Source organism: Pseudonocardia sp. WMMC193 (genome assembly GCF_021728735.1).
Taxonomy (GTDB): domain Bacteria; phylum Actinomycetota; class Actinomycetes; order Mycobacteriales; family Pseudonocardiaceae; genus Pseudonocardia; species Pseudonocardia oroxyli.
This window is the reverse complement of record NZ_JAKKDO010000003.1, coordinates 1,292,643-1,316,230: the sequence shown is the minus strand read 5'-3', so window position 1 is coordinate 1,316,230 and position 23,588 is coordinate 1,292,643. Positions and strand designations below refer to the sequence as shown.

At 75.2% G+C, this 23,588-nt stretch carries 23 protein-coding genes and 1 pseudogene; 12 read left to right on the top strand and 12 right to left on the bottom strand.

All coding sequences use genetic code 11. The features are described 5' to 3' along the window. Positions 1-78: 78 nt before the first annotated feature. From L3X23_RS07705 to L3X23_RS07695, 3 genes are all read left to right on the top strand, one after another. Positions 79-942: an amidohydrolase family protein gene (locus L3X23_RS07705; RefSeq protein ID WP_237197953.1), complete on the top strand. Its 864-nt coding sequence runs from the start codon at positions 79-81 to the stop codon at positions 940-942. Continuing rightward, positions 939-2,486 (top strand): long-chain fatty acid--CoA ligase, encoded by a 1,548-nt coding sequence (locus L3X23_RS07700; protein ID WP_237191411.1) that lies wholly within the window; start codon positions 939-941, stop codon positions 2,484-2,486. Before L3X23_RS07705 ends, L3X23_RS07700 begins: the two co-directional genes overlap by 4 nt. 62 nt (positions 2,487-2,548) lie before the next feature. Then, complete coding sequence (locus tag L3X23_RS07695; RefSeq protein WP_237191410.1) at positions 2,549-3,064, top strand: helix-turn-helix domain-containing protein; 516 nt, start codon at positions 2,549-2,551, stop codon at positions 3,062-3,064. A 47-nt stretch (positions 3,065-3,111) separates the two neighbouring features. On the opposite strand, the gene L3X23_RS07690 is transcribed toward L3X23_RS07695, so the two are convergent. The 4 genes from L3X23_RS07690 to L3X23_RS07675 all read right to left on the bottom strand — a co-directional run bounded on the left by L3X23_RS07690 (position 3,112) and on the right by L3X23_RS07675 (position 7,475). Then, positions 3,112-4,746: a methane monooxygenase gene (locus tag L3X23_RS07690; RefSeq protein WP_176921135.1), complete on the bottom strand. Its 1,635-nt coding sequence runs from the start codon at positions 4,744-4,746 to the stop codon at positions 3,112-3,114. 307 nt (positions 4,747-5,053) lie between these two features. Beyond that, on the bottom strand, positions 5,054-5,566 hold the full coding sequence (locus tag L3X23_RS07685) for a DUF2231 domain-containing protein (RefSeq protein ID WP_237191409.1): 513 nt from the start codon (positions 5,564-5,566) through the stop codon (positions 5,054-5,056). A 62-nt stretch (positions 5,567-5,628) separates the two neighbouring features. Continuing rightward, on the bottom strand, positions 5,629-6,813 hold the full coding sequence (locus tag L3X23_RS36055; protein WP_237191408.1) for a sensor histidine kinase KdpD: 1,185 nt from the start codon (positions 6,811-6,813) through the stop codon (positions 5,629-5,631). Next, entirely contained in the window at positions 6,810-7,475 is a 666-nt protein-coding gene (locus tag L3X23_RS07675; protein WP_237191407.1) for a response regulator transcription factor, read from the bottom strand. Before L3X23_RS07675 ends, L3X23_RS36055 begins: the two co-directional genes overlap by 4 nt. 65 nt (positions 7,476-7,540) lie before the next feature. Here L3X23_RS07675 and L3X23_RS07670 point away from each other — a divergent pair, with 65 nt between their 5' ends. The 5 genes from L3X23_RS07670 to L3X23_RS07650 are packed head-to-tail and all read left to right on the top strand — an operon-like array spanning position 7,541 to position 10,713. After that, entirely contained in the window at positions 7,541-7,858 is a 318-nt protein-coding gene (locus L3X23_RS07670; protein ID WP_237191406.1) for a hypothetical protein, read from the top strand. Continuing rightward, the gene (locus tag L3X23_RS07665) at positions 7,855-8,730 is read left to right on the top strand and encodes an FAD:protein FMN transferase (protein ID WP_237191405.1); all 876 of its coding nucleotides are present in this window, start codon (positions 7,855-7,857) and stop codon (positions 8,728-8,730) included. The genes L3X23_RS07670 and L3X23_RS07665 overlap by 4 nt, the downstream gene beginning before the upstream one ends. Next, positions 8,730-9,254, top strand: coding sequence for a ferric reductase-like transmembrane domain-containing protein (locus tag L3X23_RS07660; protein WP_237191404.1), 525 nt, complete (start codon positions 8,730-8,732; stop codon positions 9,252-9,254). Before L3X23_RS07665 ends, L3X23_RS07660 begins: the two co-directional genes overlap by 1 nt. Then, the gene (locus L3X23_RS07655; protein WP_237191403.1) at positions 9,251-10,459 is read left to right on the top strand and encodes an NADH-ubiquinone oxidoreductase-F iron-sulfur binding region domain-containing protein; all 1,209 of its coding nucleotides are present in this window, start codon (positions 9,251-9,253) and stop codon (positions 10,457-10,459) included. The genes L3X23_RS07660 and L3X23_RS07655 overlap by 4 nt, the downstream gene beginning before the upstream one ends. After that, positions 10,456-10,713: a ferredoxin gene (locus L3X23_RS07650; protein WP_237191402.1), complete on the top strand. Its 258-nt coding sequence runs from the start codon at positions 10,456-10,458 to the stop codon at positions 10,711-10,713. Before L3X23_RS07655 ends, L3X23_RS07650 begins: the two co-directional genes overlap by 4 nt. 46 nt (positions 10,714-10,759) lie before the next feature. Here L3X23_RS07650 and L3X23_RS07645 read toward each other — a convergent pair whose 3' ends face one another. The 3 genes and pseudogenes from L3X23_RS07645 to L3X23_RS07635 all read right to left on the bottom strand — a co-directional run bounded on the left by L3X23_RS07645 (position 10,760) and on the right by L3X23_RS07635 (position 14,348). Beyond that, positions 10,760-11,803 carry an acetate/propionate family kinase gene (locus L3X23_RS07645; protein ID WP_237191401.1) on the bottom strand — a complete coding sequence of 348 codons (1,044 nt, stop codon included), beginning with the start codon at positions 11,801-11,803 and terminating at the stop codon, positions 10,760-10,762. A gap of 10 nt (positions 11,804-11,813) precedes the next feature. Beyond that, positions 11,814-14,143, bottom strand: a pseudogene (locus L3X23_RS07640) (phosphoketolase). 4 nt (positions 14,144-14,147) lie between these two features. Beyond that, on the bottom strand, positions 14,148-14,348 hold the full coding sequence (locus L3X23_RS07635; protein ID WP_237191400.1) for a hypothetical protein: 201 nt from the start codon (positions 14,346-14,348) through the stop codon (positions 14,148-14,150). 241 nt (positions 14,349-14,589) lie between these two features. Here L3X23_RS07635 and L3X23_RS07630 point away from each other — a divergent pair, with 241 nt between their 5' ends. From L3X23_RS07630 to L3X23_RS07615, 4 genes are all read left to right on the top strand, one after another. Next, on the top strand, positions 14,590-15,543 hold the full coding sequence (locus L3X23_RS07630) for a nitroreductase family protein (protein ID WP_237191399.1): 954 nt from the start codon (positions 14,590-14,592) through the stop codon (positions 15,541-15,543). 53 nt (positions 15,544-15,596) lie between these two features. Beyond that, positions 15,597-17,051 carry an AAA family ATPase gene (locus L3X23_RS07625; RefSeq protein WP_237191398.1) on the top strand — a complete coding sequence of 485 codons (1,455 nt, stop codon included), beginning with the start codon at positions 15,597-15,599 and terminating at the stop codon, positions 17,049-17,051. Beyond that, the gene (locus L3X23_RS07620) at positions 17,051-18,034 is read left to right on the top strand and encodes a glyceraldehyde 3-phosphate dehydrogenase NAD-binding domain-containing protein (RefSeq protein WP_237191397.1); all 984 of its coding nucleotides are present in this window, start codon (positions 17,051-17,053) and stop codon (positions 18,032-18,034) included. Before L3X23_RS07625 ends, L3X23_RS07620 begins: the two co-directional genes overlap by 1 nt. Before the next feature lie 128 nt (positions 18,035-18,162). Continuing rightward, the gene (locus L3X23_RS07615; protein WP_237191396.1) at positions 18,163-18,597 is read left to right on the top strand and encodes an HPP family protein; all 435 of its coding nucleotides are present in this window, start codon (positions 18,163-18,165) and stop codon (positions 18,595-18,597) included. 155 nt (positions 18,598-18,752) lie between these two features. Here the strand turns inward: L3X23_RS07615 and L3X23_RS07610 are convergent, their stop codons facing one another. The 5 genes from L3X23_RS07610 to L3X23_RS07590 form a co-directional block, all read right to left on the bottom strand. Then, positions 18,753-19,631, bottom strand: a complete 879-nt coding sequence (locus tag L3X23_RS07610; RefSeq protein WP_237191395.1) for a universal stress protein — start codon at positions 19,629-19,631, stop codon at positions 18,753-18,755. 212 nt (positions 19,632-19,843) lie between these two features. After that, the gene (locus tag L3X23_RS07605; protein WP_237191394.1) at positions 19,844-20,383 is read right to left on the bottom strand and encodes a universal stress protein; all 540 of its coding nucleotides are present in this window, start codon (positions 20,381-20,383) and stop codon (positions 19,844-19,846) included. 413 nt (positions 20,384-20,796) lie between these two features. After that, positions 20,797-21,669 (bottom strand): universal stress protein, encoded by an 873-nt coding sequence (locus L3X23_RS07600; protein ID WP_237191393.1) that lies wholly within the window; start codon positions 21,667-21,669, stop codon positions 20,797-20,799. 246 nt (positions 21,670-21,915) lie between these two features. Next, the gene (locus L3X23_RS07595; protein WP_237191392.1) at positions 21,916-23,313 is read right to left on the bottom strand and encodes a wax ester/triacylglycerol synthase domain-containing protein; all 1,398 of its coding nucleotides are present in this window, start codon (positions 23,311-23,313) and stop codon (positions 21,916-21,918) included. Continuing rightward, complete coding sequence (locus L3X23_RS07590) at positions 23,310-23,444, bottom strand: alcohol dehydrogenase catalytic domain-containing protein (protein WP_237191391.1); 135 nt, start codon at positions 23,442-23,444, stop codon at positions 23,310-23,312. Before L3X23_RS07590 ends, L3X23_RS07595 begins: the two co-directional genes overlap by 4 nt. Positions 23,445-23,588: the final 144 nt, after the last annotated feature.

Sequence of the window (23,588 nt, the reverse complement as noted above, 5' to 3'; positions counted from 1 at the left end):
GGGTGTCACGCCGCGCGGACCACCGGCCCGCCGTCCTCACCGTCGTCGTTCGAGGAGTTCTCCGAAGTGACCCTCCGACTGGACCTCGACAACCTGGTCGCGATCGACGTGCACACCCACGTGCACGCCGACCTGCACGGCCACAAGGCGCTGGACGACGAGCTGAACGAGGCGGCGTCGGCGTACTTCAAGGGCGATCCCTACGACCCGACGGTCCCGGACATCGCGGCGGACTACCGGGCGGGCAACATGGCCGCGGTCGTGTTCACCGTCGACGTCGAGCACGCCACCGGGCACCCCGCGCTGTCGAACGAGGAGATCGCCGACCTCGCCGCGCAGCACCCCGACGTGCTCATCCCGTTCGCCTCGGTCGACCCGGCCCGCGGCGCCGCCGGCGTCCGGCTGGCCCGCAGGCTGGTGGAGCAGCACGAGGTCCGCGGGTTCAAGTTCCACCCGTCCATCCAGGCCTTCGAGCCGAACGACCGCGCGGTCTACCCACTGTACGAGGAGCTGCAGGGCCTGGGCGTCCCGGCGCTGTTCCACACCGGGCAGACCGGCATCGGCGCGGGTCTGCCGGGCGGGCGCGGGATCAAGCTGCGCTACTCCGACCCCATGCTGCTCGACGACGTCGCGGCCGACTTCCCCGCTCTCACGATCATCATGGCCCACCCGTCGGTGCCGTGGCAGGACGAGGCGATCTCGGTGGCCACGCACAAGGCCAACGTCTACATCGACCTGTCCGGCTGGTCGCCGAAGTACTTCCCGCCGCAGCTGGTCAAGGCGGCGAACGGCCTGCTCAAGCACAAGGTCCTGTTCGGGTCGGACTACCCGCTCATCCGGCCCGAGCGGTGGATCCGCGACTTCGCCGCCCTCGACATCAAGGACGAGGTCCGGCCGCTGATCATGAAGGAGAACGCGATCCGCGCCCTGGGGTTGCGATGAGGAACGCGGGCCTGGGCAGCTGGCCGGAGCGCAGGCTGCGCCTGTCCCCCCACGAGCCCGCGATCTGGTTCGAGGGGGCCACGACCACCCACGGCGAGTTCGCGCACCGCGTCCGCCGGGCGGCCGCGGCCCTGGACGCCCTCGGCGTGCGGCGGGGCGACCGCGTCGCCTGGTTCGGCGCGAACCACCCGTCCGCGTTGGAGACGCTCTACGCCTGCGGTCAACTCGGCGCGATCTGGGTGCCGGTGAACGCCCGGTTCACCGCCCCCGAGGCGCGGTACGTGCTGGAGCACTCCGGCGCGAGCGTCGTCGTCCACGGCCGGGAGCACGGGACGACGGCGGACGTGCTCCGGCCACAGCTCCCGGCCGTGCGCCACTGGGCGGCCGTCGAGCCGCCGGTGGAGGGCGGCGCGCGGTCCCTCGACTGGCAGCGGCTGCTGTCCGGCGTGGAGCCGGTGCTCCGCGACGAGGCGGTCTCCCTCGACGACCCCTGCCTGATCATGTACACGTCCGGCACCACCGGGCGGCCCAAGGGCGCCACCCTCACCCACGCGAACATGACCTGGTCGTGCCTCAACCAGGTCATGGGCTTCGACTTCACCCCGGACGAACGCACGCTGGGCCTGGCGCCGCTGTTCCACATCGGCGGGCTCAACGGCACCCTCAACCCCACGCTGCTGCGCGGAGGGTGCGTCGTCCTGCTCCGCGGCTTCGACCCGCAGGCGGCGCTCCGGGTGATCGTCGAGCAGCGGGTGACGTCGTTCTTCGCGGTCCCGACCATGCTCGACGCCCTCAGCAGGCAGCCGGACTTCGACGCCGTCGACCTGTCCGCGCTGCGCACCGTCGGCGCGGCGGGCGCCCCGCTGCCGCTCCCCCTGCTGCGGACCTGGCTGGACCGCGGCATCACGGTCCAGCAGGCGTACGGGATGACGGAGTCCGCGCCGTCGGGCACCGTCCTCGACAGCGCCGACGCCGTGGCGAAGGTCGGCTCCGCGGGCCGCGCGCAGTTCTTCGTCGACGTCCGCGTCGTCCGCGGCGACGGGACCGAGTGCGCCCCGGGTGAGATCGGGGAGGTCGTGCTCTCCGGGCCGAACATCATGGCCGGCTACTGGAACGACCCCGAGGCGACGGCGGCCGCGGTCGTGGACGGCTGGTACCACTCCGGGGACGCGGGCACGATGGACGAGGACGGCTACCTCCACATCCGCGACCGCTACCAGGACATGATCATCTCCGGCGGGGAGAACGTGTACCCCGCCGAGGTCGAGTCCGCCCTGCTCGAGCTGCCGGAGGTGCTCGAGGCCGCCGTCATCGGGGTTCCGGACCCGCGGTGGGGCGAGGTCGGGCTGGCCGTGGTCGTCCCCGCACCGGGTTCCGCGGTGGACCCCGAGGGGATCCGGACCGCCCTGCGCGCGCGGCTGGCCGGCTTCAAGGTGCCCCACCGCGTCGAGTTCACCGCCGAGCTGCCCAAGACCGCCACCGGCAAGATCCGCAAGCCGGAGCTGCGCGCCCGCTACGCCACCGCCGGGGACACCCCCACGTGACCACCGTGAGCACCCGCGCCGAGCCGGCAGGCGGCGGTGGCCGAACGAACTACGATGAAGGCATGTCGCCGACGGAGTCCGGCTTCCCGTGCTCGATCGCGCGAGTCACCGAGCTGATCGGCGATCCCTGGACCCCGCTCGTCCTTCGGGACGCGGTGCTCGGCGTGCGCCGGTACGAGGACTTCCACCGCAACCAGCGGATCAGCCGCAACGCCCTGTCCCGGACGTTGCGGAAGCTGGTGGACGCCGGCGTGCTGACGACCCGGCTCTACCAGGACAACCCACCGCGCAAGGAGTACCTGCTCTCCCCGAGGGGCCGCGAGCTCTTCGGCGTGCTCTCCGCGATGATCGCGTGGGGAGACCGCTGGCTCGACGACGGCACGGGGCCGCCGGTCGTCCTGCACCACTCCGCCTGCGGCCTCGACGTCAGGGCGGACTCGGTGTGTTCGGGATGCGGCGAGCCCCTCGACGCCGCGCGGGTCGAGTTCCGGCTCGGCGACAACTTCCCCGCCGACCTGGCGGAGCGGCCGGACGTCGCCCTGCGGTTCGCGGGGAGGTCCTCCGCACCGCACGACTGACGGCCGGGCCCGGAGAGAGCCCGGCCGCCACCGGACGTCCTGACCGATCAGGAGGCGGGGGCGGGCCTCCCCGCCGGACCCTGGCGCCGGTAGTCCGCGACGTAGGCGGCCCGTCCGGCGTCGTCCATCTCGTTGAACAGCGTCAACGGGCTCTGGAAGTGCGGCATCCGCCGCATGTGGTCGAGCGTCCACATCTTCTTCGGGTCGAGGTCCAGGTGCGGCTGCGACACCATGGTCTTCCCGTCGTCCCGCACGTAGGCGAGGTCCGAGACGACGTCGGCCCAGTTCCAGCCGTGGTAGAGCGTCTCCCACTCGCGGGTGCCGACCAGCCGGCCCATGTTCGGGGTCTCCCGGCCCTGGTAGATCGGACGGAACGCCTCGACGTCGGTCCACTTGCACGTCTCGCTGCAGTAGGCCCGGTGCTGCCCGTCGACGTCCGCGGTCTGGATGTCCTCACGGATGAGGCAGGGGACCATGCAGGTCCAGCAGCGGATCGGGTACACGTAGTCGACGTTCTCGGCCACGATCGCGTTGTGCCCGTTCGGGACCGCGAGCCGGTTGTAGTTCTCCCACCAGGCGCCGTACTTGTCGTACCAGCCCGGGTACTTGTACTCGAACCACTCGAAGTCCTCGTCGGTCATCCCGTCGATCCGCCAGTAGTTCGCGACCCAACCCGCCGCCGCGAACTGGGCGAACTCGTGCACGTACCCCTTGTCCCAGATCCGGCTCCAGGCCTCCTCCACCAGATCGTGCGGGATGACCAGGCCGTACTTCTCCAGCGGGACGAGGTACGACCGGTAGTAGTCGTCGTAGATCCAGCGGCGCCACATCTCGGCGTAGGACTCGCGGTCCTTGCGCCGGTCCTTGGTGCCGTACTCGATGAACACGCCGATGGCGCCGTCGACCACGCAGTGGTTGTTCCACCACGCATACCGGATGTCCCGCTCCAGGAGCTGGCGGTTGTCCTCGTCCGAGAGCGCCATCAGCAGCGTGGCGTAGCCGTTGGAGATGTGGCGGGACTCGTCCGACTGCACCGAGTGGAACACGGTCGGCAACAGGTAGTCGCCGTTCGCCGCGGCCTCCGCGGGCATGGCCACGAACAGGACGTTGGTGAACGCGGTCTCGGCCACGACGGTGAGGTAGACGCTCGCGGCGGTGATCGCGTCCCCCGTGATGAACCCCTCCGCGAACTGGCGGCCGATGGTGCCCGCGTAGTCGCTCTGGAAGGCGCGCAGGCTGTTGTTGAAGCCCGCCGGGTCGATGTAGTTGTTCATGTACAGGCGCTTGAGGTTCTGCTGGATCGTCGAGTGCCGGACCTCGTCGATCATCTGGATCGCCTGACCGTTGTGCAGCTCCGGGTTCGGGACCACGTGGAACAGCATCGGCATCGAGCGCGCCGCGCTGATCTCGGGCAACGGGATGATCGACAGGAACAGCTTCTGCCACTCCATCCAGCGTTCCTGCACCTGGCGGAACATGTTGCCGCGGACCGCGCCGTCCGACGCTCCGTAGACGCGGTGGTCCTTCTCCTCCTGCATCGGGAAGTAGCTCCGGAGGACCTGCTTGAGCGGGTCCTTCTTCGCCGCCTTCCGGAAGGTGTAGTCGGTTCCGTACTTCATGTACGGCTCGTGGTACTGCGGTTCCCAGGCGAGTTCCTGGATCTTCTGATGAGCCCTGCCCAGACTCTGTCGACTCACGTCCACTCCTCACGGTCGCTGTGGGACCGGCCGCCGCGGCGTCGTCCCCTCACCCACGCTGGTCCGACGCCGGGCGGCCGGTACTCGACCCGCCCCGCCGCCGGACTCGATGCACGACCGGGTCGGACGAGGACGGGCCCGGGCCGCCGTACCGGGTGCGCGGCCTGGATCGGTGCCCGTGTCCAGAGTCACAGTAGCTCCACGCATACTCAGTCTCAGTTTGAGACTCAGTATCGATCGTCGATCCGCGCGGTGGCGTGGTGGGTCAGGGCCTCGCGGAGGGCACCGGCCCTCACCGCGATCGCGGCTGTGGGGTGTACTGGATGTCGCCCCAGGCCGCCCGCGCACCGCTGTCTCCGATCCGGACGACCTGCACCGCGGCCGCGCCGGCGAGCAGGACGGTGGCCACCGCGAGTCCGATGATCGCCACGCGCCGCACCGTGCCGCGCACGGCCACGGCGGAGCCGGGCCCCTCCGCCCGGCGGGACCGCTCCACGAGCACGAGCGCGAGCACGACCAGCAGCAGCGGGGCCACGACGACGAGGAGCTGGTCACCGAGCTCGGCGTGGGTCGCGATCGCGGCGGAGCGGGGCAGGTTGTGCTCGAGCCCCTCTCCGGTGCTGGTGGCGAGGGGGACCGACACCGTGGCGAGGGCGACCACGACGACCACCGCCCACCCCCACCGCCGCCGCGCCGCGGGCCAGAGCGCGACGGCCAGCGCGCCGAGCACCGCGACGGGGACCAGGACCACGACCGCGTGCACCACGAGGGGGTGCAGCGGCAGGCCGAACAGGAACGTGGGCACGGCGCCGATCGTCGTGGCCGATCCTCAGAAGATCCTTGGAGGCGGGGCGGGCCCGGTCGGGCTCAGGCGAGCGGCACGGTGAGACGGAACGTGGCACCGGTCGGGGTGGGCACGAGCTCGACACGCCCGTGGTGGGCCGCGGCGATCTCCGCGACCAGAGCGAGCCCGATGCCGTAGCGGCGGCGCCCGGCATCACCGGGCCGGGCCCCGGTGCTGAACCGCTCGAACAGCCGAGGGGCCGCGGCCGGGTCCACCCCGTCGCCGTCGTCGGTCACGTCGACCACGGCCCGACCCCCGTCGGCCTGCACGGCCACGGTCACCGCGCTGCGGGCGTGGCGGACCGCGTTGTCGACCAGCGCGGTCAACGCCCGGGTGAGCGCGACCGGGCTGCCGCGCACCACGGCCCGCGCGTCCGCCTCGACCCGCACGGCACCGCCCGCGGCTCGGCCGACCTCGTGGGCGACCGCGGCGAGGTCGACGGGCTCGGTGGCCCGCGCGGAGCGGGGGTCGGCGGCGAGCAGGAGGTCCTCGAGGATCGCCGTGAGCCGGGCGGCGTCGGCGACCACGCCGTCGGCCTCCCCGAGCGCCTCCTCGTCGGGGTCCGACGACCGGCGCAGCCTGCGGCGCAGGATCTGCGCGCGAGTGCCGAGCAGGGTCAACGGGGTGCGGAGCTCGTGGCCCGCGTCGGCGACGAACCGGTGCTGCAGGGCGAGCGCCGCCGACAGCGGGGCCAGGGCGCGGTACCCCAGCCAGGTCCCGGCGGCCCCGGCGCCGAGCAGCCCGAGGAGGCCGGTGACCAGCATCGTCGCCAGCAGCCGGTTGCGCTCGGCGTGGTTGGCGGTCAGATCGAGGATCGCCTGCACGGTCGTCCCGTCCGCCCGCCGCTGCGTCGCGATCTCGAACTGGACCTCGCCGACGTTCCGCTCCACGGCGGGCGGGTCACCCCCGGCGGCGGCCTCGGCGAGGGCCGCGGAGTCCGCGACGCCGTCGGGCAGCCCCGGTGAGGCCTCGACCGCACCGCCGGGTCCCCGTAGCAGGAGGAAGATCCCGGCGGGAGGGTCCTCGACGTCGTCCGCACGGGCGATCGCGCCGTCCAGCTGGGCGGTGACCTGGGCGCGCTGGGCCTCGACCAGGACGACGACCGCGACCGTCGTCAGCACCACCACGAGGACGGCGGCCAGCCCGGCGGCCTGCGCGCCCAGCCGCACGGCGGCCCGCCTGGCGAGGCCCCGCTCCCCCGTGGTCACAGCGCACCGAGCCGGTAGCCCCGCCCTCGGAGGGTGTCCACGACGGGCCTGCCCAGCTTGCGCCGCAGGTAGTGCACGTAGGTGTCGACGATGACCGGGTTCTCCGCCTCGGGGAAGCAGGTGACGAGCAGGTCCTCGCGGGTGAAGACCTGCCTCGGGCGGGCCGCCAGGGTCCCGAGCAGCTCCGCCTCGCGCTGCGACAGGGCGACCGGACCGGTATCCGTGTGGACCTCGCGGGCGTCGAGATCCAGACGACCGCCCGGGACGCGCAGCGTGCGGGCGGTGTCCAGGTGGCGGCGGCGCAGCGCCCGCAGTCGGGCCAGCAGCTCGTCGATGTCGAACGGCTTGGCCAGGTAGTCCTCGGCGCCCGCGTCCAGCCCGGCGACCCGGTCGGCGGGGTGGCCCAGCGCCGAGAGCACCAGCACCGGGGTCGTGATCCCGTTGCGGCGCAGGCGCCCCAGCAGGTCGAGCCCCTCGACCGCGGGGAGCCCACGGTCGAGGACGGCGACGTCGTAGCTCCGGCTGAGCCCGTAGTGCAGCCCGGTGTGCCCGTCCGGGGCCACGTCGACGGCGTAGCCCTCCTCGACGAGCAGCCCGGTGAGCAGGGCGGCGAGCTCGGCCTCGTCCTCGACGAGCAGCAGCCGCGGGAGCACCTCGGTCACGGCGCCATCATGCCCGCACACCGCGTTCCCACGAGGCTCCAAGAAATCTCCGGTCGACTGGCCCCATGCCTCCCTCCGACCCGGACCCGCGGGTGGTCGCGCGGGACCGCGGGCTCCGTCGCGTCGCCCGTGCCACCGGCTGGACGGCCGCGGGCGGCGTCGCCGCCACCGCGCTGGCCGCCGTCGTGCTGTCCCAGACCCCGGCGACCGCCGCGACCACGACCTCCCCGACCCCGACGCCCACGAGCGCCACCCCCGCGCCCACCACCGCGCCCACCACCGCGCCACGGACCGGCAGCGGGGCCGGTGGGCTGACCGCGCCGACCACCGCACCGCAGGCCTCGCACGGCGCACGCTCGCACACCACCTCGGGGGCCTCGTGACCGGGACGCTCGCCGAGCCCGCGGCCTGCTCCTTCCCGGCGATCGGCACCACCGCCACCGTCCTCGTCACCGACCCGGAGGTGCTCGACGGGTCCGTGGCCCTGCTGCGCGCGGACCTCGCCGCGCTGGACCGGGCCTGCTCCCGCTTCCGCCCCGACTCGGAGATCCGCCGGGCCGAGACCGGCGCCGAGGTCGAGGTGAGCCCCCTGCTCGCCGCCCACCTCGACGCGTCCCTGCGCGCCGCCGCACTCACCGGCGGCCGCGTCGATCCCACCGTCGGGACCTGTCTGGCCGGTCTGGGCTACGACCGGGACCTCGCCGCGCTCACCGACGGGCCGGTCGACCCACGCCCCGCGCCCGGCTGGTGGCGGCTGAGCAGGTGCGGGCGCACCGTCGTGATCCCCCGCGGGATCCGGATCGACCTCGGCTCCACCGCGAAGGCCCTCGCCGCCGACCACTCCGCAGCCCGGATCGCCGCCCACACCGGAACCGGGGTCCTGGTCAACCTGGGCGGGGACCTCGCCGTCGCAGGCCCCGCACCCGCGGGCGGCTGGCTCGTCGGCCTCGAGGACGGAGGTGGCGTGGTGTCCCTGCACGACGGCGGCCTGGCCACCTCCGGCACCACCCGCCGCCGCTGGCTGCGGGACGGCCTCGTCCGCCACCACGTCGTCGACCCGCGGACCGGGCTGCCGACCGCCGGCCCGTGGCGCACGGTCACCGTGGCCGCGGCGACCTGCCTCGACGCGAACACCGCCGCCACCGCCGCGCTCGTCCGCGGCGCCGACGCGGCGGACTGGCTCGACGCGGCGGGCCTGCCGTCCCGGCTGGTCGACACCGCGGGTCGGGTCACCCGCGTGGGCGGGTGGGTCTGATGTGGACCTGGTACGCGAGTCGCGCCGCCGGGCTGGTCTCGCTGGTGCTGCTGAGCGGGAGCGTCCTGCTGGGCATCGGCGGCGTGACCCGCGCGGCCTCGGCCCGCTGGCGCCGCTTCGCCGTGCAGCGCCTGCACCGCAACCTGTCGATGCTCGCCGTCGCGTTCGTGGCGCTGCACGTGCTCACCGCGGTGCTCGACGGGTACGTCCCGATCGCCTGGCTCGACGTCCTGCTCCCCTTCACCTCCGCCTACGAGCCGTGGTGGCTCGGGCTCGGCACCGTCGCTCTCGACCTGCTGCTCGCCGTACTGGTGACCAGCCTGCTGCGCGTCCGTCTCGGCCTGCGCGCCTGGCGGGCCGTGCACCGGGCCGCCTACGTCTGCTGGCCGGTCGCCGTCCTGCACGGCATCGGCCTCGGCGGAGCCGACACCACCACGTGGTGGGTCCTCGCCCTGACCCTGGCCTGCGTCGCGGCCGTCGGCGTCGGGCTGGTCCGTCGCACGACCGTCGGAACCCGGCCGTGACCGCCCCGCCCGCGGCCGCCCCGCGCCTGCTCGCCCGGCCGCCCGCCTCGCACCGCCGAGACGCCCTGGCCGCGCACCTCGAGCGCCACGGCCCCCTCCCCTCGCCCTCCCCCCACGCGCTGGTCGCCGCCGTCGAGGCCGCCGGCCTGCGCGGACGCGGCGGAGCCGGGTTCCCGACCGCGACGAAGCTGCGGGCGGTCCGCGGCCGCAGGCGGACCGTCGTCGCCAACGGAGCCGAGGGCGAACCGGCGTCCCAGAAGGACGCCGCCCTGCTCGCGTGCTCACCCCACCTGGTCCTCGACGGCCTCGCGCTCGTCGCCGACGCGCTCGGTGCGACCGACGCGGTCCTCGCCGTCCCCGACGCGACCGGCCTGCGCCGGCACCTCGCCGGGCGGACCGACCGGGTCCCGGTGAGGGTCGTCGAGGTCCCCGACCGCTACGTCGCGAGCCAGGAGACCGCCCTGGTCCGGTTCCTGCACGGCGGGCCCGCACTGCCGCTCCCCACCCGTCGGACCGCCGCAGGCACGCTCGTCGACAACGTCGAGACCCTCGCCCACCTCGCGCTGATCGCCCGGAACGGGCCCGACTGGTTCCGGTCCGTCGGCCACCCCGAGCTGCCCGGCACCCTGCTCGTCACCGCGGGCGGGGCCGTCGCCGCACCCGGCGTCGTCGAGGTGCCCGCCGGCACCGCGGTGCGCGCGGCGCTCGACCTGGCGGGCGGGCCGACCGAGCCGGTGCAGGCGGTCCTGTCCGGGGGTTACGGCGGGGCGTGGCTGCCCGCCGCCGCCGTGGACACCCCGCTCGACCACGCCGCCCTCCGCGCCGCGGGCTCGACGCTCGGCGTCCCCGTCCTGCTAGCGCTGCCCGCCCGGGCCTGCGGGCTCACCCAGACCGCGCACCTGCTGCAGTTCCTGGCGGGACAGTCCGCGGGCCAGTGCGGGCCCTGCCGGTTCGGGCTCCGTGACGTCGCCGGCGACCTGACCCTGATCGCCGCGGCCGCGCCGGACGCCCACCCCGCCCACGACCGGGTGCGGCGACGACTCGACCTGGTCACCGGTCGCGGGGCCTGCGCGCTCCCGGACGGTGCCGCCCGCCTGGCGCACAGCGCCCTGCGCGTCTTCGGCGACGACCTGCACCGCCACCTGACCGGTCGCCCCTGCCGCGGCGCGGCGGCCGCCCCCCTGTTCCCGGGGTTGCGGCGATGAGGCTCCGCGTCGACCCCGTCGCCTGCGTGGGCCACGGCCTGTGCGCCGACCTGCTCCCCGAGCGCATCACGCTCGACGAGTGGGGCTATCCCCTGCTCGACCCCCTGCTCGACCCCCCGCTCGACGCCGAGATCCCCGCCGACCTCCTCCCCCACGCCCGGGCCGCCGTCGCCGCGTGCCCGGCCCTCGCGCTCCGCCTCGACCGCTCCGCACCCGACGATCGGCGCCGCGGTGGGTTCCGGAGGCGTCGGTGACGAGGCCGCGCCGGGCGGCTCGCCCGAACTCTCGGCGCGGTGGGCGTCAGGCCAGCGCGACCCGGGTGCCCGCGGCGATCGCGAGATCCTCCCTGGCCGGCACGACGAGGGTGCGCACGCGTGCGGTCGCGGAGGTGATCTCGCCGTCGGTCGTGTCGTTGCGGGCCGGGTCGACGGCCACCCCCAGGAACGCCAGCCGCTCCGCGGCCCGCGCCCGCACCACGGCCGAGTGCTCGCCGACCCCGCCGGTGAACGCCAGCGCCTCCATCCCGCCCGCGGCGGCGGCCATGGCCGCGATCCCGCCCGCGAGACGGTGGACGTAGACGTCCATCGCGAGCGAGTCCGCCGGGACCTCCCGCATGTCGGCGGTGCCCGCGAGCGCGAGCAGACCGGACCGGTTCTCCAGCGTCTCGGCCACCTCGTGGGGACTCAGGCCCTCGTGTTCCTCCAGCCAGAGCACGAGGCCGGGATCGACCGAGCCCGAGCGGGTGGCCATGACCAGGCCCTCCAGCGGGGTGAAACCCATCGTCGTGTCGACGCTGCGCCCGTCGACCACCGCGCACAGGGAGGCGCCTGCGCCGAGGTGCGCGGTCACGATGCGTCTGGCACCGGTCAGCTCGGCGGTGCGCGCCGAGCACCGGGCGTGGGACAGACCGTGGAAGCCGTAGCGGCGGATCGCGTAGCGCTCCCGCCACTCCCGCGGCACCGCGTAGGTCGCCGCGGCGTCGCCGATCGTGGTGTGGAAGGCGGTGTCGAAGCAGGCCACCGCCGGGACCCCGGGGAGCAGCGCGGTCACCGCGTCGACCCCCCGCAGCGACTTGGGCTGGTGCAGCGGGGCCAGCGCCGTCAGGTCCTCGAGCTCCTTCCGGACCTCCTCGTCGATCCGGACGGGCTCGACGAACCGGGTACCGCCGTGCACGATCCGATGTCCGACGGCGTCCGGCTCGGGCCACTCCCGCAGCACCGACTCGAGGTCCGCGCCCGGCTCGATGTCCGGCTCGATGTCCGCGGTGTGTTCCACCTCGTCGGTCGGTCCCAGCAGCCGCAGCTTGAGGCTCGACGAGCCCGCGTTGACGACGAGCACTCTCACCGGCCGGTCCTCACTGCCACGTCCACTGCGCGATCGCGGGATCGTCCTCGCCGTGCTCGCGGGTGTACGCCCGGGCGGCGAGCCGGGCGTCCACCATCCGCTGCCGCAGCGGCGCCGCCCGCGCCCCGAGGCTCGGGACCCGGTCGATCACGTCCATGACCAGGTGGAACCGGTCGAGGTCGTTGAGCATCACCATGTCGAAGGGCGTGGTCGTGGTGCCCTCCTCCTTGTACCCGCGTACGTGGAGGTTGTGGTGGTTGCGCCGGGAGTAGGTGAGCCGGTGGATCAGCCAGGGGTAGCCGTGGAAGGCGAAGACGACCGGCTTGTCGGGGGTGAACAGGGCGTCGAACTCGTCGTCGGACAGGCCGTGCGGGTGCTCGCGGTCCGGTTGGAGCCGCATCAGGTCCACGACGTTCACCACGCGCACCTTCAGGTCCGGGCAGTGCTCGCGCAGCAGCCTCGCCGCGGCCAGGGTCTCCAGGGTGGGGACGTCCCCGCAGCAGGCCAGCACGACGTCCGGGTCGCCGTCGGTGGTGCCCGCCCAGTCCCAGATCCCCAGCCCCCGCGAGCAGTGCGCGACCGCCTCGTCCATGGACAGGTAGGTCAGCTGCGGCTGCTTGCCCGCGACGACGACGTTGACGTAGTGCCGGGACCGCAGGCAGTGATCCATCGTGGACAGCAGGGTGTTGGTGTCGGGTGGCAGGTAGACGCGGGTGATCTCCGCCTTCTTGTTGATCACATGGTCGAGGAAGCCGGGGTCCTGGTGGGAGAAGCCGTTGTGGTCCTGGCGCCAGACGTGGCTGGACAGCAGGTAGTTCAGCGAGGCGATCGGGGCCCGCCACGGGATGGCACGGGTGGTCTTGAGCCACTTGGCGTGCTGGTTGAGCATCGAGTCGACGATGTGGATGAAGGCCTCGTAGCTGGTGAACAGCCCGTGGCGGCCGGTGAGCAGGTAGCCCTCCAGCCAGCCCTGGCACAGGTGCTCGGACAGCACCTCCAGCACCCGGCCGCCGGGGGCGAGGTGGTCGTCGCCCTCCTCCACCGCCGCGTTCCAGGCCCGGTCGGTCACGTCGAAGACCGCCTGCAGCCGGTTCGACGCGACCTCGTCCGGCCCGAACAGCCGGAACCGGTCGGCGTTGCGGGCCACGACGTCCCGCAGGAACTCGCCGAGCACGGTGGTCGCCGGGCTGCTCTCCACGCCAGGCCGGTCCACCGTGACGGCGTGCCGGCGTGCCGGCGGAAGTCCGGCATGGCGAGGTCGCGCAGGACGAGCCCGCCGTTGGTGTGCGGGTTGGCGCTCATCCGCCGCGTGCCCTCGGGCGCGAGCGCGCGCAGCTCCGGCCGCAGGCGCCCGGTCTCGTCGAAGAGCGTCTCGGGCTCGTAGCCGCGCATCCACTCCTCGAGCTGCGCGCGGTGCCCGGCATCGGTCCGGGTGCCGGCCAGCGGGACCTGGTGGGCCCGGAAGGTGCCCTCGACCCGCGTCCCGTCGACCTCCCTCGGGCCGGTCCAGCCCTTCGGGGTGCGCAACACGATCATCGGCCAGGTCGGCCGGCGCGCCGGCGGGTCCGCCTTGATCGCGGCGATCTCGTCAAGCACCTCGTCCAGGGTCAGCGCCAGCTCCTCGTGCACGGCCATCGGCTGGTCCCCGGTGACGAACCGGGGCGCGTAGCCGTAGCCGCGCAGCAGCGCGGCCAGCTCGTCGGTCGGGATCCGGGCCAGGACCGTCGGGTTGGCGATCTTGTAGCCGTTGAGGTGCAGGACCGGCAGCACCACGCCGTCCCGGCGCGGGTCGAGCCACTTGTTCGAGTGCCAGCTCGCGGCGAGCGGGCCGGTCTCGGCCTCGCCGTCACCGACGACGCACACGGCCAGCAGGTCCGGGTTGTCGAACACCGCGCCGTAGGCGTGCAGCAGGGCGTAGCCGAGCTCGCCGCCCTCGTGGATCGAGCCGGGGGTCTCCGGCGCGACGTGGCTGGGGATGCCGCCGGGGAAGGAGAACTGCCGGAACAGCGCCCGCATCCCGTCGACGTCCTCGGTGACCGAGGGATAGACCTCCGAGTACGTGCCCTCGAGGTAGGCGTTCGCGACCAGCCCGGGGCCGCCGTGCCCAGGGCCGGTCACGAACAGCGCGTTCAGGTCCCGGGCCCGGATCGCGCGGTTGAGGTGCGCGTAGAGCAGGGTGAGCCCGGGCGTGGTGCCCCAGTGCCCCAGCAGCCGCGGCTTGACGTGTTCGGCGCGCAGCGGCTCGCGGAGCAGCGGGTTGTCCAGCAGGTAGATCTGGCCGACGGACAGGTAGTTCGCCGCCCGCCAGTAGGCGTCGAGCAGCTCGAGGTTCTCGCCCACCGGGTCAGCCCGCCGCGGCCACGGTGGACGCGGCCGGGGTGTCGCTCACCAGCGCGAGGCGGCGGATCCCCCAGTGGTGGCCGACGACGAACCGGATGTGCTCGATCACGGGCCCGATGGCCTTCTCGTCGTCCTCGACCGGCAGCCGGCCCCCGACCCGCAGGCCGAAGGCCCCCTCCGGTGGCCCGACCAGCTCCTCGATCATGGCGTGCTCCCTCCGAGTCTCCCGTCCATCCTGGACCGGGTCGGCCGGGCGCGGAGGGGACCTTGGTCCCGCTCCGCCTCGTCGAGGGTCCCGGGGACCCGTGCCCCTCGGCCCTCGTGGCGCCGGGCGCACCGGGACGACGCTGGGCGGTGAACGCGATGGACGGAGGAGCCGACGATGACCAGCCCCCAGACCCCGGACGTCACCACGCGGGTACGTCCCGCGGGCCGGGCCCACTGAGATGGACCGGACCCTGCGCCAGGCCGTCGAGCTGGCGTTGCAGGCACCCTCGGTGCACAACACCCAGCCGTGGCGGTTCCGGCTGAGCACCGGCGAGGTCGAGCTCCATGCCGACCCGAGCCGCCACCTGCCCGGCACCGATCCCGACCACCGCGACCTGCTGATCAGCTGCGGGGCCGTGCTGCACCACCTGGTCGTGGCCGCGGCCGGGCTGGGGATCGCCCTCCGGGTGGACCGGCTGCCCGATCCCGAGCAACGCACTCTCCTGGCCACCGCCCGAGTCGTCGACGGTCCGCCGGACCGCGCCGCCGCCGCGCTGTTCGGGCAGCTCGGCAGGCGGCGGACCGACCGGCGCCGGTACGCGGCGGACCCGGTGCCGCCCGCCCGCCTCGCCGCGCTCGTCGAGCGGGCGGCGGAGTTCGGCGCCGGGCTCGTCCCGGCGACCGACCCGGGCGTGCTGACCCGCCTGCACGGGGTGCTCTCGGACGCGGCCGCCCGGCAGCGGCACGAACCCGGCTACCTCGCGGAGCTGCTGATCTGGACCCACCGCTACGCCGGCACCCGCGACGGCGTCCCCGCCGCGTCCGTGCCCTCCCACGCGGGCGAACCCGAGCTCACCCGGTTCCCCGCGGGCAGGCTCACCGGCCGGCAGGCCTTCGGGCCCGACGGCGGGCTCCTGCTCGTCCTGACCACCCCACGCGACGACCGCGTCGACCGGCTCGTCGCGGGCGAGGCCACCAGCGCGGTGCTGCTCGGCGCGACCCGCGTCGGTCTCGCGACCGCCACGCTCAGCCAGGCCGTCGAACAGCCCGCCATGCGGGAGCGGCTGCGCCTCGCACTGGGCGTGGCCGACCAACCGCAGCTCGTCCTCCGCGTCGGGACGCCGCCCTACGGGTCGACACCCCTGCCCGCCACGCCTCGTCGACCGCTCGACTCGGTGCTGCTCCGTCGCTGAACCGGGCCCGGAGCCGGTCCCGTCGCCACCACACCCGCTCCTCAGGAGGAACGATGACCACGCCACTGTCCACGGTGAGCGCGCTGCGGGAGACGCACGTCGGGCTGGTGGTGTTGACCGGCGACCGCGCGCTCAAGACCAAGAAGCCGGTCCGGACCGCGTTCTGCGACTTCTCCACGCCCGCCCTGCGGCGGGCGGCGATCGCGCGCGAGCACCTGCTCAACAGCAGGCTCGCCCCGGACGTCTACCTCGGGACCGCCGAGCTGACCGGCGCAGGCTGCGCCGAGCCGGTCCTGGTGATGCGCCGCATGCCGGAGGACGCCCGGCTGTCCACACTGGTCCGTCGAGGCGCCGATCTCACCGAGCCGCTCCGCGAGGTCGCGCGCCGGATGGCGGCGTTCCACACCACCGCCGAACGGGCCCCCGCCATCACCTCCGAGGGGTCGCGGGAGGCGCTGCTCGGCCGCTGGCACCGCAGCCTCGACGAGCTCGGGTCCTTCCGGGACGCCCCGCTCCCGGGCGGGGACCTCGACCGGGTCCGCGACCTCGTCGACCGCTTCCTCCGCGGCCGCGGCCCGCTGTTCGCCCGCCGCGCGGCCGAGAGCCGGATCGTCGACGGGCACGGCGACCTCCTGGCCGACGACGTGTTCTGCCTCGCGGACGGTCCGCGCCTGCTCGACTGCCTCGACTTCGACGACCGGCTCCGCTTCGTCGACGCGCTCGACGACCTGTGCTTCCTGGCCATGGACCTGGAACACCTCGGCGCCCCGGAGGCCGCCGACCTGCTCCTCGACGACTACTGCGAGTTCTCCGCCGACCCGGCTCCGACGGCACTGCGCCACCACTACGTCGCGTACCGGGCGATGGTCCGCGCCAAGGTCGACTGTCTGCGCCTCGCACAGACCGCCGACCCGGCGGACGCCGAGGCCGCGCGGGCCCACCTCGCCCTGGCCCTGGACCACCTCGGCCGCGGCGAGCCCCGGCTGGCCCTGGTCGGCGGCCTGCCGGGCACCGGGAAGTCCACGGTGGCCGGTGATCTCACCGACCTGACCGGCGCGGTGCTGCTGTCCAGCGACCGGGTGCGCAAGGAGCAGGCCGGGATGACGCCGACCGAGCCCGCGGGCGCCCCGTTCGGCTGCGGGCTCTACGACGCCGAGCACACCGCCGCCCTCTACACCGAGCTCCTGGACCGGGCCGAGCTGCTGCTGGGCCAGGGCGAGTCGGTCGTGCTCGACGCCTCGTGGACCGACGCGCACTGGCGCGAGCGGGCCGCGGAGGTGGCGGCCCGGACCTCGAGCCGGCTGCTGCAGTTCGTGTGCACCGCACCGGTCGAGCAGCTCGGTCGGCGGATACTCACGCGGCGGCACCCGGTGTCCGACGCGACCCCCGCGATCGCGCTCGCGATGGCGGAGGCGGCAGCCCCCTGGCCGGACGCCGTCGAGATCAGCACGACCGAGCTGCCGTCGGTGTGCGCCGCGCGCGCCCACCGGGTCTGGGACGCTCGCTGATGCGCGCCCGCATCGGCCTCGACGGGATGGACCGGCCCGGCAGGCAGCTCCTCCGCACGCTCGTCGACCGGGACGACCCGGATCTGCAGATCGTCGCGGTCCGGGACGACGCCCCCGCGAGCAGGCTCGCCGCGCGGCTGCGCCACGACTCGACGCACGGGGCCTGGGACCACCGGATCGAGGTCGTCGGCGACCATCTCGGCGTCGACGACGGGACGATCCGGGTGCTGCGGGCCGAGCGCCCGCACTGGCCGTCGGCGGACGTCGAGATCGTCGTCGCGACGGGTCGGGCGGTGGACGCACCCGTGCTGCTCGACGAGGGGGTCGCGTCCGTCGTCGTCCTCGGGGAGTCGGCCGACGCCGACCTCGCCCTCGTCCCCGGGCTGAACGAGGACGAGTACGACGCGACCCGCCACCGCGTCCTGTCCGTGCCCTCGGCGGCCGCGGTGTGCGCGGCGGCGGTGCTGCAACCGCTGGACCGGGCGTTCGGGGTCGTCTCGGCGAGCGTGACCGCCCTCGGCGGACGCCACTCCTCCACCGCCGACCCGGACGACCCGCGGCTGTTGCGCGACCTCGCGGTCAACCTGGTCCCCGCGGCGAGCCGGGTGGGCACGGAGGTGGGCGTCCTCCTGCCTGCGCTGGAGGGGCGGGTCACCGGGGCCGCCCTCCGGGTGCCGGTCGTCGACACGGGTCTGGTCGAGGTGACTGCACGGCTGCCCGCGCCCGCCACGGTCGGACAGCTCCGGCGGGTGCTCCGCACGGCGGCGGACGGCCCGGGCAAGGGCCTGCTGACGTCCACCGACGAGCCGACGGTGTCCCGGGACGTGCTGGGCGCGGCCGAGTCCTGCCGCGTGGACCTGGGCACGGTCCGGTCCTGCGGCGAGCTGGTCGTCGTCCAGGGCTGGCACGACCCGGAGGTCGGCCACCTGCACCGGGTCGCCGACCTGCTCGGGATGGTCGCGCGGCTGCTGCCGGGCCGCTGAGCCGGGCCCGGGCGGGTGGTCGGCCAGAGGTCGAAGGACCCGCACGTCAGGGCCGGGGCCCGGGACCGGCGACCCTGCCCGGCAGACCCACGCGGAGCCATCCTGGGGACGACGACCCGAGGAGTGCCATGATCCACGATCCGTTGCCGCGTCCGGCCCCGCCGGAGACGCTCGACGACCAGCCACCCGTCCGCGCGGTCATGTCGAGGACCGTGGTCGCGATCGACCCCGCCGCGCCCCTGGGCACGGCACTGCGCCTCATGCTCGCCGACGGGGTCCGGCACCTGCCGGTGATGGAGGACGGCCGCTGCACCGGCATGGTCACCGAGACCGACATCCTGCGCGGTCTCGCGGCCCGCCGCGGCCCCTGGGGCACCGCCGACCTCCGGGTGCTCGACGTGGTGCGCTCCGCACCCGCCGTCACCGCGACCGATCCGTTGAGCACCGCGGCCGCGGTGATGCTGCAGGAGCAGTCGGACGCCGTGCTGGTCTTGGGCCCCGACGGCGTGATCGCCGGGATCCTCACCGCGACCGACCTGGTCCACACGCTCGCCCGCCGCTGACCGCGGCGAGGCTCCACGGCGGCGGGCCCGGTACCCGAGGGGGATGCCGGGCCCGTTCGTCGCCGGTCAGCGGACCGCGCGGAGCTCCCCGACCACGGGCGGGAGGACGACGAGCCCGGTGCGGCCCCCCGACCGGGGCGGCACGACGGTGGCGTTCACCGCTGCCCCTCGGGCCGGACCACGGCCACCGGGCACGGCGCGTGGTGGAGCAGCGCCTGGCTGACCGAGCCCAGCAGCGCACCCCGCAGCGCGCCGCGCCCGCGGGTCCCGGCCACCACGAGCACCGCGCCCTGCGCCGCGCGGACCAGCGCGCCTGCGGCGTTGTCCCGCACCACGACCGGACGGACCTCGACCTCGGGGAACTTCGCCGTCCACGGCGCGAGCGCCTGCGCCACGACCGCCTCCTCGTCGGCGCGGATCGCGTCCCAGTCGAGGAACGGGACCAGGAAGGGGTCGAGCGTGGTCTCGCTCCAGGCGTGCACCGCGACCAGCGCGGCCCCGTACCGGGCCGCCTCCTCGAAGGCGAGACCCAGCGCGGCGTCGCTGTGCTGGGCGTCCACGCCCACGACGACCGGCCCCCGCGAGAGCACGTCCCCGCGCACGACCACGACCGGGCAGGCGGCGCGCGCGGCGACGTCCACGCCGACCGAACCGAGCAGCAGTCCCGCGAACCCGCCGCGGCCGCGGTTGCCGACGACCAGCAGCGCCGCGTGCTCCGACTCCTCGACCAACACGACCGCGGGGCTGCCGTCGCGTACCTGGCGGTCGACCGGCACCGTGGCGTCGACCCCGCGGGCGACGTCCGCGGCCTCGACCACGGCGTGCTCGGCGAGGCGCAGCAGGGCCTGGCGTTCGTACTCCGCGCCGAGCGGGGCCACGCCGACCGGGGTGACGCCCGTCCACCCGACCACCGCGACCAGACGCAGGCCCACGCCGCGCCGTCCTGCCTCGACCGCGGCCCAGCGCACCGCGCGCAGCGCAGGCTCCGAGCCGTCGATCCCGACGACCACCGGTCCACCGTGCAGCGTGTCCATGAGAGTCCTCCCTCGATCACGGGTGTGTGGACCCACGGTCGCCCACCCCGGGACCCCCGCGCTGCGGCTCTCCGCCCTCCCCGCGGGGGTCGAACGACCCCCCGCCACAGGGCCTCGGGGACGTCGGGAGGACCGCGCCCCGAGGGGCGGCGGCCCCCGCGGATGCGGGCCGTCCGACCCTGCAGGCCGCCCCACACCCGCCCCGTCCGCGCTCAGCCCGGCAGCGGCACCACGACGACGGGGCAGGGGGCGAACGCGACGAGCGAACGCGTCGTCGAGCCGGCCTGCACCGCGACGTCCGGCGGGGGTGCCCCCACCCGCGGTGCCACGACCACCACCTGCGCCTCCTCCGCGCGCTGCAGCAACGCCCGCAGCGGGGTGTCCTCCACCGCTGCGGTCTCGACCCGCAGCCCGGGCAGCCGCTCCGCGACGCGCCGGCGAGCCGCCTCGGTCACCTCCCGGCCGCGCTCCGCGAGAGTCTGCGGAGCCTCGGTCCGCCGGTGGGCACCCGGCGAGACATCCGTCCAGGCGTGCACGACCACGAGGTCGGCGCCGAGCGCACTCGCCAGATCGGCGGCGGTGTCGAGCGCCGCACGGCCCGGCGGACCGCCGTCGATCCCCACCACGACCGGGCCCGCGGCGGGCAGCGCGGACTCGGCTTCCGCGCCGTGCACGACGGCCACCGGGCACGGCGAGTCGGGCGGCGAGGTCCCCCGCCTGCAGACCCGGGTGGACGCTGCGCCCGTGACCACCGACGACGAGCATCGCCGCGTCACGCGCCCGGGCGCGCAGCACCTCGGCCACGGCGTCCGGATCCGCGTCCCCCGCGACGACCTCCGGCTCGGCCCCGGTGGCCGCACCGAGCCCGAGCAGCCACTCCGGCACCCGACGGTCCACCGCGACGTGCACCAGCCGGACCGTGTCCGACAGGCGGGTGGCCCAGCCCGCGGCCAACCCCGCCGACGTCGTCGGGTCGACCCCCACCACGATCGTTCCTGCAGTCGACACGGGCCCTCCGTCGCGTCCCCGGTCAGCCGATCCGGTGACCACCCCGATCGTGCCCGCCCCGGCCCACCCCCGCACCACGGTCGCGTGGCCCGCCCGCCGGGACCGGACGGGGGCCGGCCCGGCCCGAGCGTGGCGGCCGCGTCCTCGACCCGGTCCGTCACGACGGGCGTGCCACCAGGACCGGACACTGCGCGTGGTGGACGAGGGCGTGGCTCACGGAACCGAGCAACAGCCCCCGCACCCCGCCCCGCCCACGGGAGCCGACGACGACCAGCCGCGCGCTGCGCGAGAGGTCGACCAGCTCGGCGGCGGGCCGGTCGCGCACGACCCGCCTGCGGACCTCCACGTCGGGGTACTTCTCGGCCCACCCGGCGAGCCGCTCGGCCAGGAGCGCGTGCTCTTCGGCCTCGACGCCGTTCCAGTCGACGAGCGCGGCGATGCCGAGCTCCACCACGTCCTGCCAGGTGTGCAGCGCGAGCAGCGGCGCACGGTGCAGGGCGGCCTCCTCGAACGCCAGGGCCAGCGCCTCCTCGCTGACCGGGGAGCCGTCGACCCCGACGACGACCGGCCGGGTGTCGTCCGCGCCCTCCTCGGCGTCCCCCCGCACGACGACGACCGGGCTCGCACCGCGAGCGACCAGGGCGATCGCGACCGACCCGACGAGCAGCCCGGTGAAGCCGCCGAGCCCGCGGCTCCCCACCACGACCAGACCGGCCCGGTCCGACTCGGCGAGCAGCACCGGGATCGCGAACCCGGAACGCAGTTCGGACTCCATCTCCAGCCCCGGCTCGACGCTGCGGGCGAGCGCGACGGCGTCCGCCAGGACCTGCTCGGCGGCCTCGGTCATCGTCCGCTTGTACGACGTGCCCAGCCCGGGGTTGCCGAGGTGGTTCGGTTCGGGCAGGACCAGCGCGGACACCAGCCGCAACCCGACCCGCCGCCGGACCGCCTCCCGCGCCGCCCAGCAGACCGCCTCGGAGCCCGACGCCGACCCGTCCACCCCCACCACGACTGGTCCGTGTGCCTGCATGACCGCTCCCTCCGCCGTTCCCGGTGACTCGTCCCGATCCTGGCTCCCCCGCGGATCACGACGACAGCACCGCACGGCCCCCTCGGACGGGCCGGAAGTCCCCTCACGTCCGCCGCGAGGTCCCAGCCCGGTCCGGGGCCACCGGGTCGTGCACCTGCGCGGTGCCGGTCCGCCGGGCCGGACCGCGCCCCTCACGGCCAGGACGCAGCGGGTGGCGCCCGGCCGGTCGAGGTCGGTCCTGCCCCGTCAGCGCCCGGGATCCCCGGCGCGGTGGTCGGGGACCCCGGGGGCCGCGAGCAGGGCGACCAGGTCCGCGCGCAGTGCCGCGACCAGCGCGTCGAGCTCGGGGCACACGTCGGGATCGGCGACCACGGTCACGGCCAGGGTGCCCGCATAGGACAGTGCGCCGAACACGACCGGGACGTTCCCGGTGGTCGTGGTGATCGGCACGATCTCCCCGATCCGGGCCCCGAGCAGGGTCAGGGGCGCCCGCGGCCCGCGCAGGTTCGTGACGAACGTCGTGACCGACCTCTGGTGGTCCACGATGCACCGCAGGACCCCCACCGCGGCGGCGAGCCGGATCATCGGGCCGAGCACGGCTGCGGACGCGCCGCGGGCTCGCCGCCGCCCCGTCGCGGTCCGGCGGGCCACCTCGCGCAACCGGGCCGCGGGCGGCCCCGAGGTGGGCAACCCGACGGGCAGCACGCCCACCGCATTGCCGAGGAGCGTCGCGTCCGCCCGCGGCCGGGCGGTGATCGACACCGCGGCGACGACCTCGTCGACCTGGTCGCCGCGCCCGCGCAGCAGCTCCCCGAGCGCCCCACCGATCGCCGTCAGGAGGACGTCGTTGACCGTGCCGCCGTGCCGATGGGCGGCGGCGTGGACGGCGCCGAGATCGACCCGGACGACCCGCAGCGCCCGCCGGGCCCCGACGGGTCGGTTGAGCGAGGACCGCGGCGGGCGGGGCGCCTGCGTGGCGCGCAGCTCGCCCAGCGCCTCGCGGATCCGCCGCACCTCCCCGGGCAGGTCCCGCAGGGTCCGGGCGCGGGTGGCGAGAGCGTCGACGACCAGCTGCGCCACGGTGGGAGCCGGGCGCGGGAAGCCGTCGTCGTGGGCGGGCGGGTCCCCGACGGCGAGCCCGTCGTCGACCAGCGCGGCGAGGGCGGCGAGCCCGCCCATCCCGTCGGCGAGGACGTGGTGGCAGACGACGACCAGCGCGCCGCGGTCCCCCGTCGTGCCGGTGACCACGAGCGCCTCCCACGGCGACCGCTGCCACGACAGCCGGGTACCGACCGCCCGGACCGCGACGTCCCGCAGCACGTCGTCGGTCAACGGGCCCGCGCACCGCACCTCACGCACGTGCCGCTCGATCGCGAACCCGGGATCGTCCACCCAGACCGGCCGCCCGCACAGCGGCGGCGTGCGCACGAGCCTGCGCCGCAGGCGGGGCACGGCCCGGATCCGGACGGCCAGCACCCTGCGGACCTCCGCCGGGTCGAGCGGCCGGTCGAGCACGAGCAGCACCCCGAACTGCCACGGCACGCCTGCGCGGTCGACGGCCGACTCGCGCAGGTCGTCCGGACCCGCCCGCTCGGGGACCGGAGCGCGGCGCGCGGCCCACGCCGCCGCCGTGGGGACGATCACCAGAACTCGCCGACGAGCCGGGCCGGGACCCGTCCCGCGGGGATCTCCGCCCAGGCCCCGTTCACCGAGTAGCCGCTGTCGGTCTGCGTCTCGCACAGGGTCTCCCGCCCCGACACGCAGTAGCGGCACACGGATCACTCCTGTCGACGGGGACGACCCGGCTCGGTCGTCCGATCGACTCCGAGGCTCGTCGGAGCGCGCGGTCGTGTGCAGGGGCGGGAGGCCCTGCGACGGGGCCCGGTCGGCCGGGGCCGCCCGGACGGCGTCGGCCACCG

Excerpts from the sequence above, each read along its gene's own strand:
- L3X23_RS07700 (WP_237191411.1), top strand. The coding sequence starts at position 939 with ATGAGGAACGCGGGCCTGGGCAGCTGGCCGGAGCGCAGGCTGCGCCTG.
- L3X23_RS07695 (WP_237191410.1), top strand. The coding sequence starts at position 2,549 with ATGTCGCCGACGGAGTCCGGCTTCCCGTGCTCGATCGCGCGAGTCACC.
- L3X23_RS07670 (WP_237191406.1), top strand. The coding sequence starts at position 7,541 with ATGCCTCCCTCCGACCCGGACCCGCGGGTGGTCGCGCGGGACCGCGGG.
- L3X23_RS07660 (WP_237191404.1), top strand. The coding sequence starts at position 8,730 with ATGTGGACCTGGTACGCGAGTCGCGCCGCCGGGCTGGTCTCGCTGGTG.
- L3X23_RS07650 (WP_237191402.1), top strand. The coding sequence starts at position 10,456 with ATGAGGCTCCGCGTCGACCCCGTCGCCTGCGTGGGCCACGGCCTGTGC.
- L3X23_RS07635 (WP_237191400.1), bottom strand. The coding sequence starts at position 14,348 with ATGATCGAGGAGCTGGTCGGGCCACCGGAGGGGGCCTTCGGCCTGCGG.
- L3X23_RS07630 (WP_237191399.1), top strand. The coding sequence starts at position 14,590 with ATGGACCGGACCCTGCGCCAGGCCGTCGAGCTGGCGTTGCAGGCACCC.
- L3X23_RS07625 (WP_237191398.1), top strand. The coding sequence starts at position 15,597 with ATGACCACGCCACTGTCCACGGTGAGCGCGCTGCGGGAGACGCACGTC.
- L3X23_RS07620 (WP_237191397.1), top strand. The coding sequence starts at position 17,051 with ATGCGCGCCCGCATCGGCCTCGACGGGATGGACCGGCCCGGCAGGCAG.
- L3X23_RS07615 (WP_237191396.1), top strand. The coding sequence starts at position 18,163 with ATGATCCACGATCCGTTGCCGCGTCCGGCCCCGCCGGAGACGCTCGAC.
- L3X23_RS07610 (WP_237191395.1), bottom strand. The coding sequence starts at position 19,631 with ATGGACACGCTGCACGGTGGACCGGTGGTCGTCGGGATCGACGGCTCG.
- L3X23_RS07600 (WP_237191393.1), bottom strand. The coding sequence starts at position 21,669 with ATGCAGGCACACGGACCAGTCGTGGTGGGGGTGGACGGGTCGGCGTCG.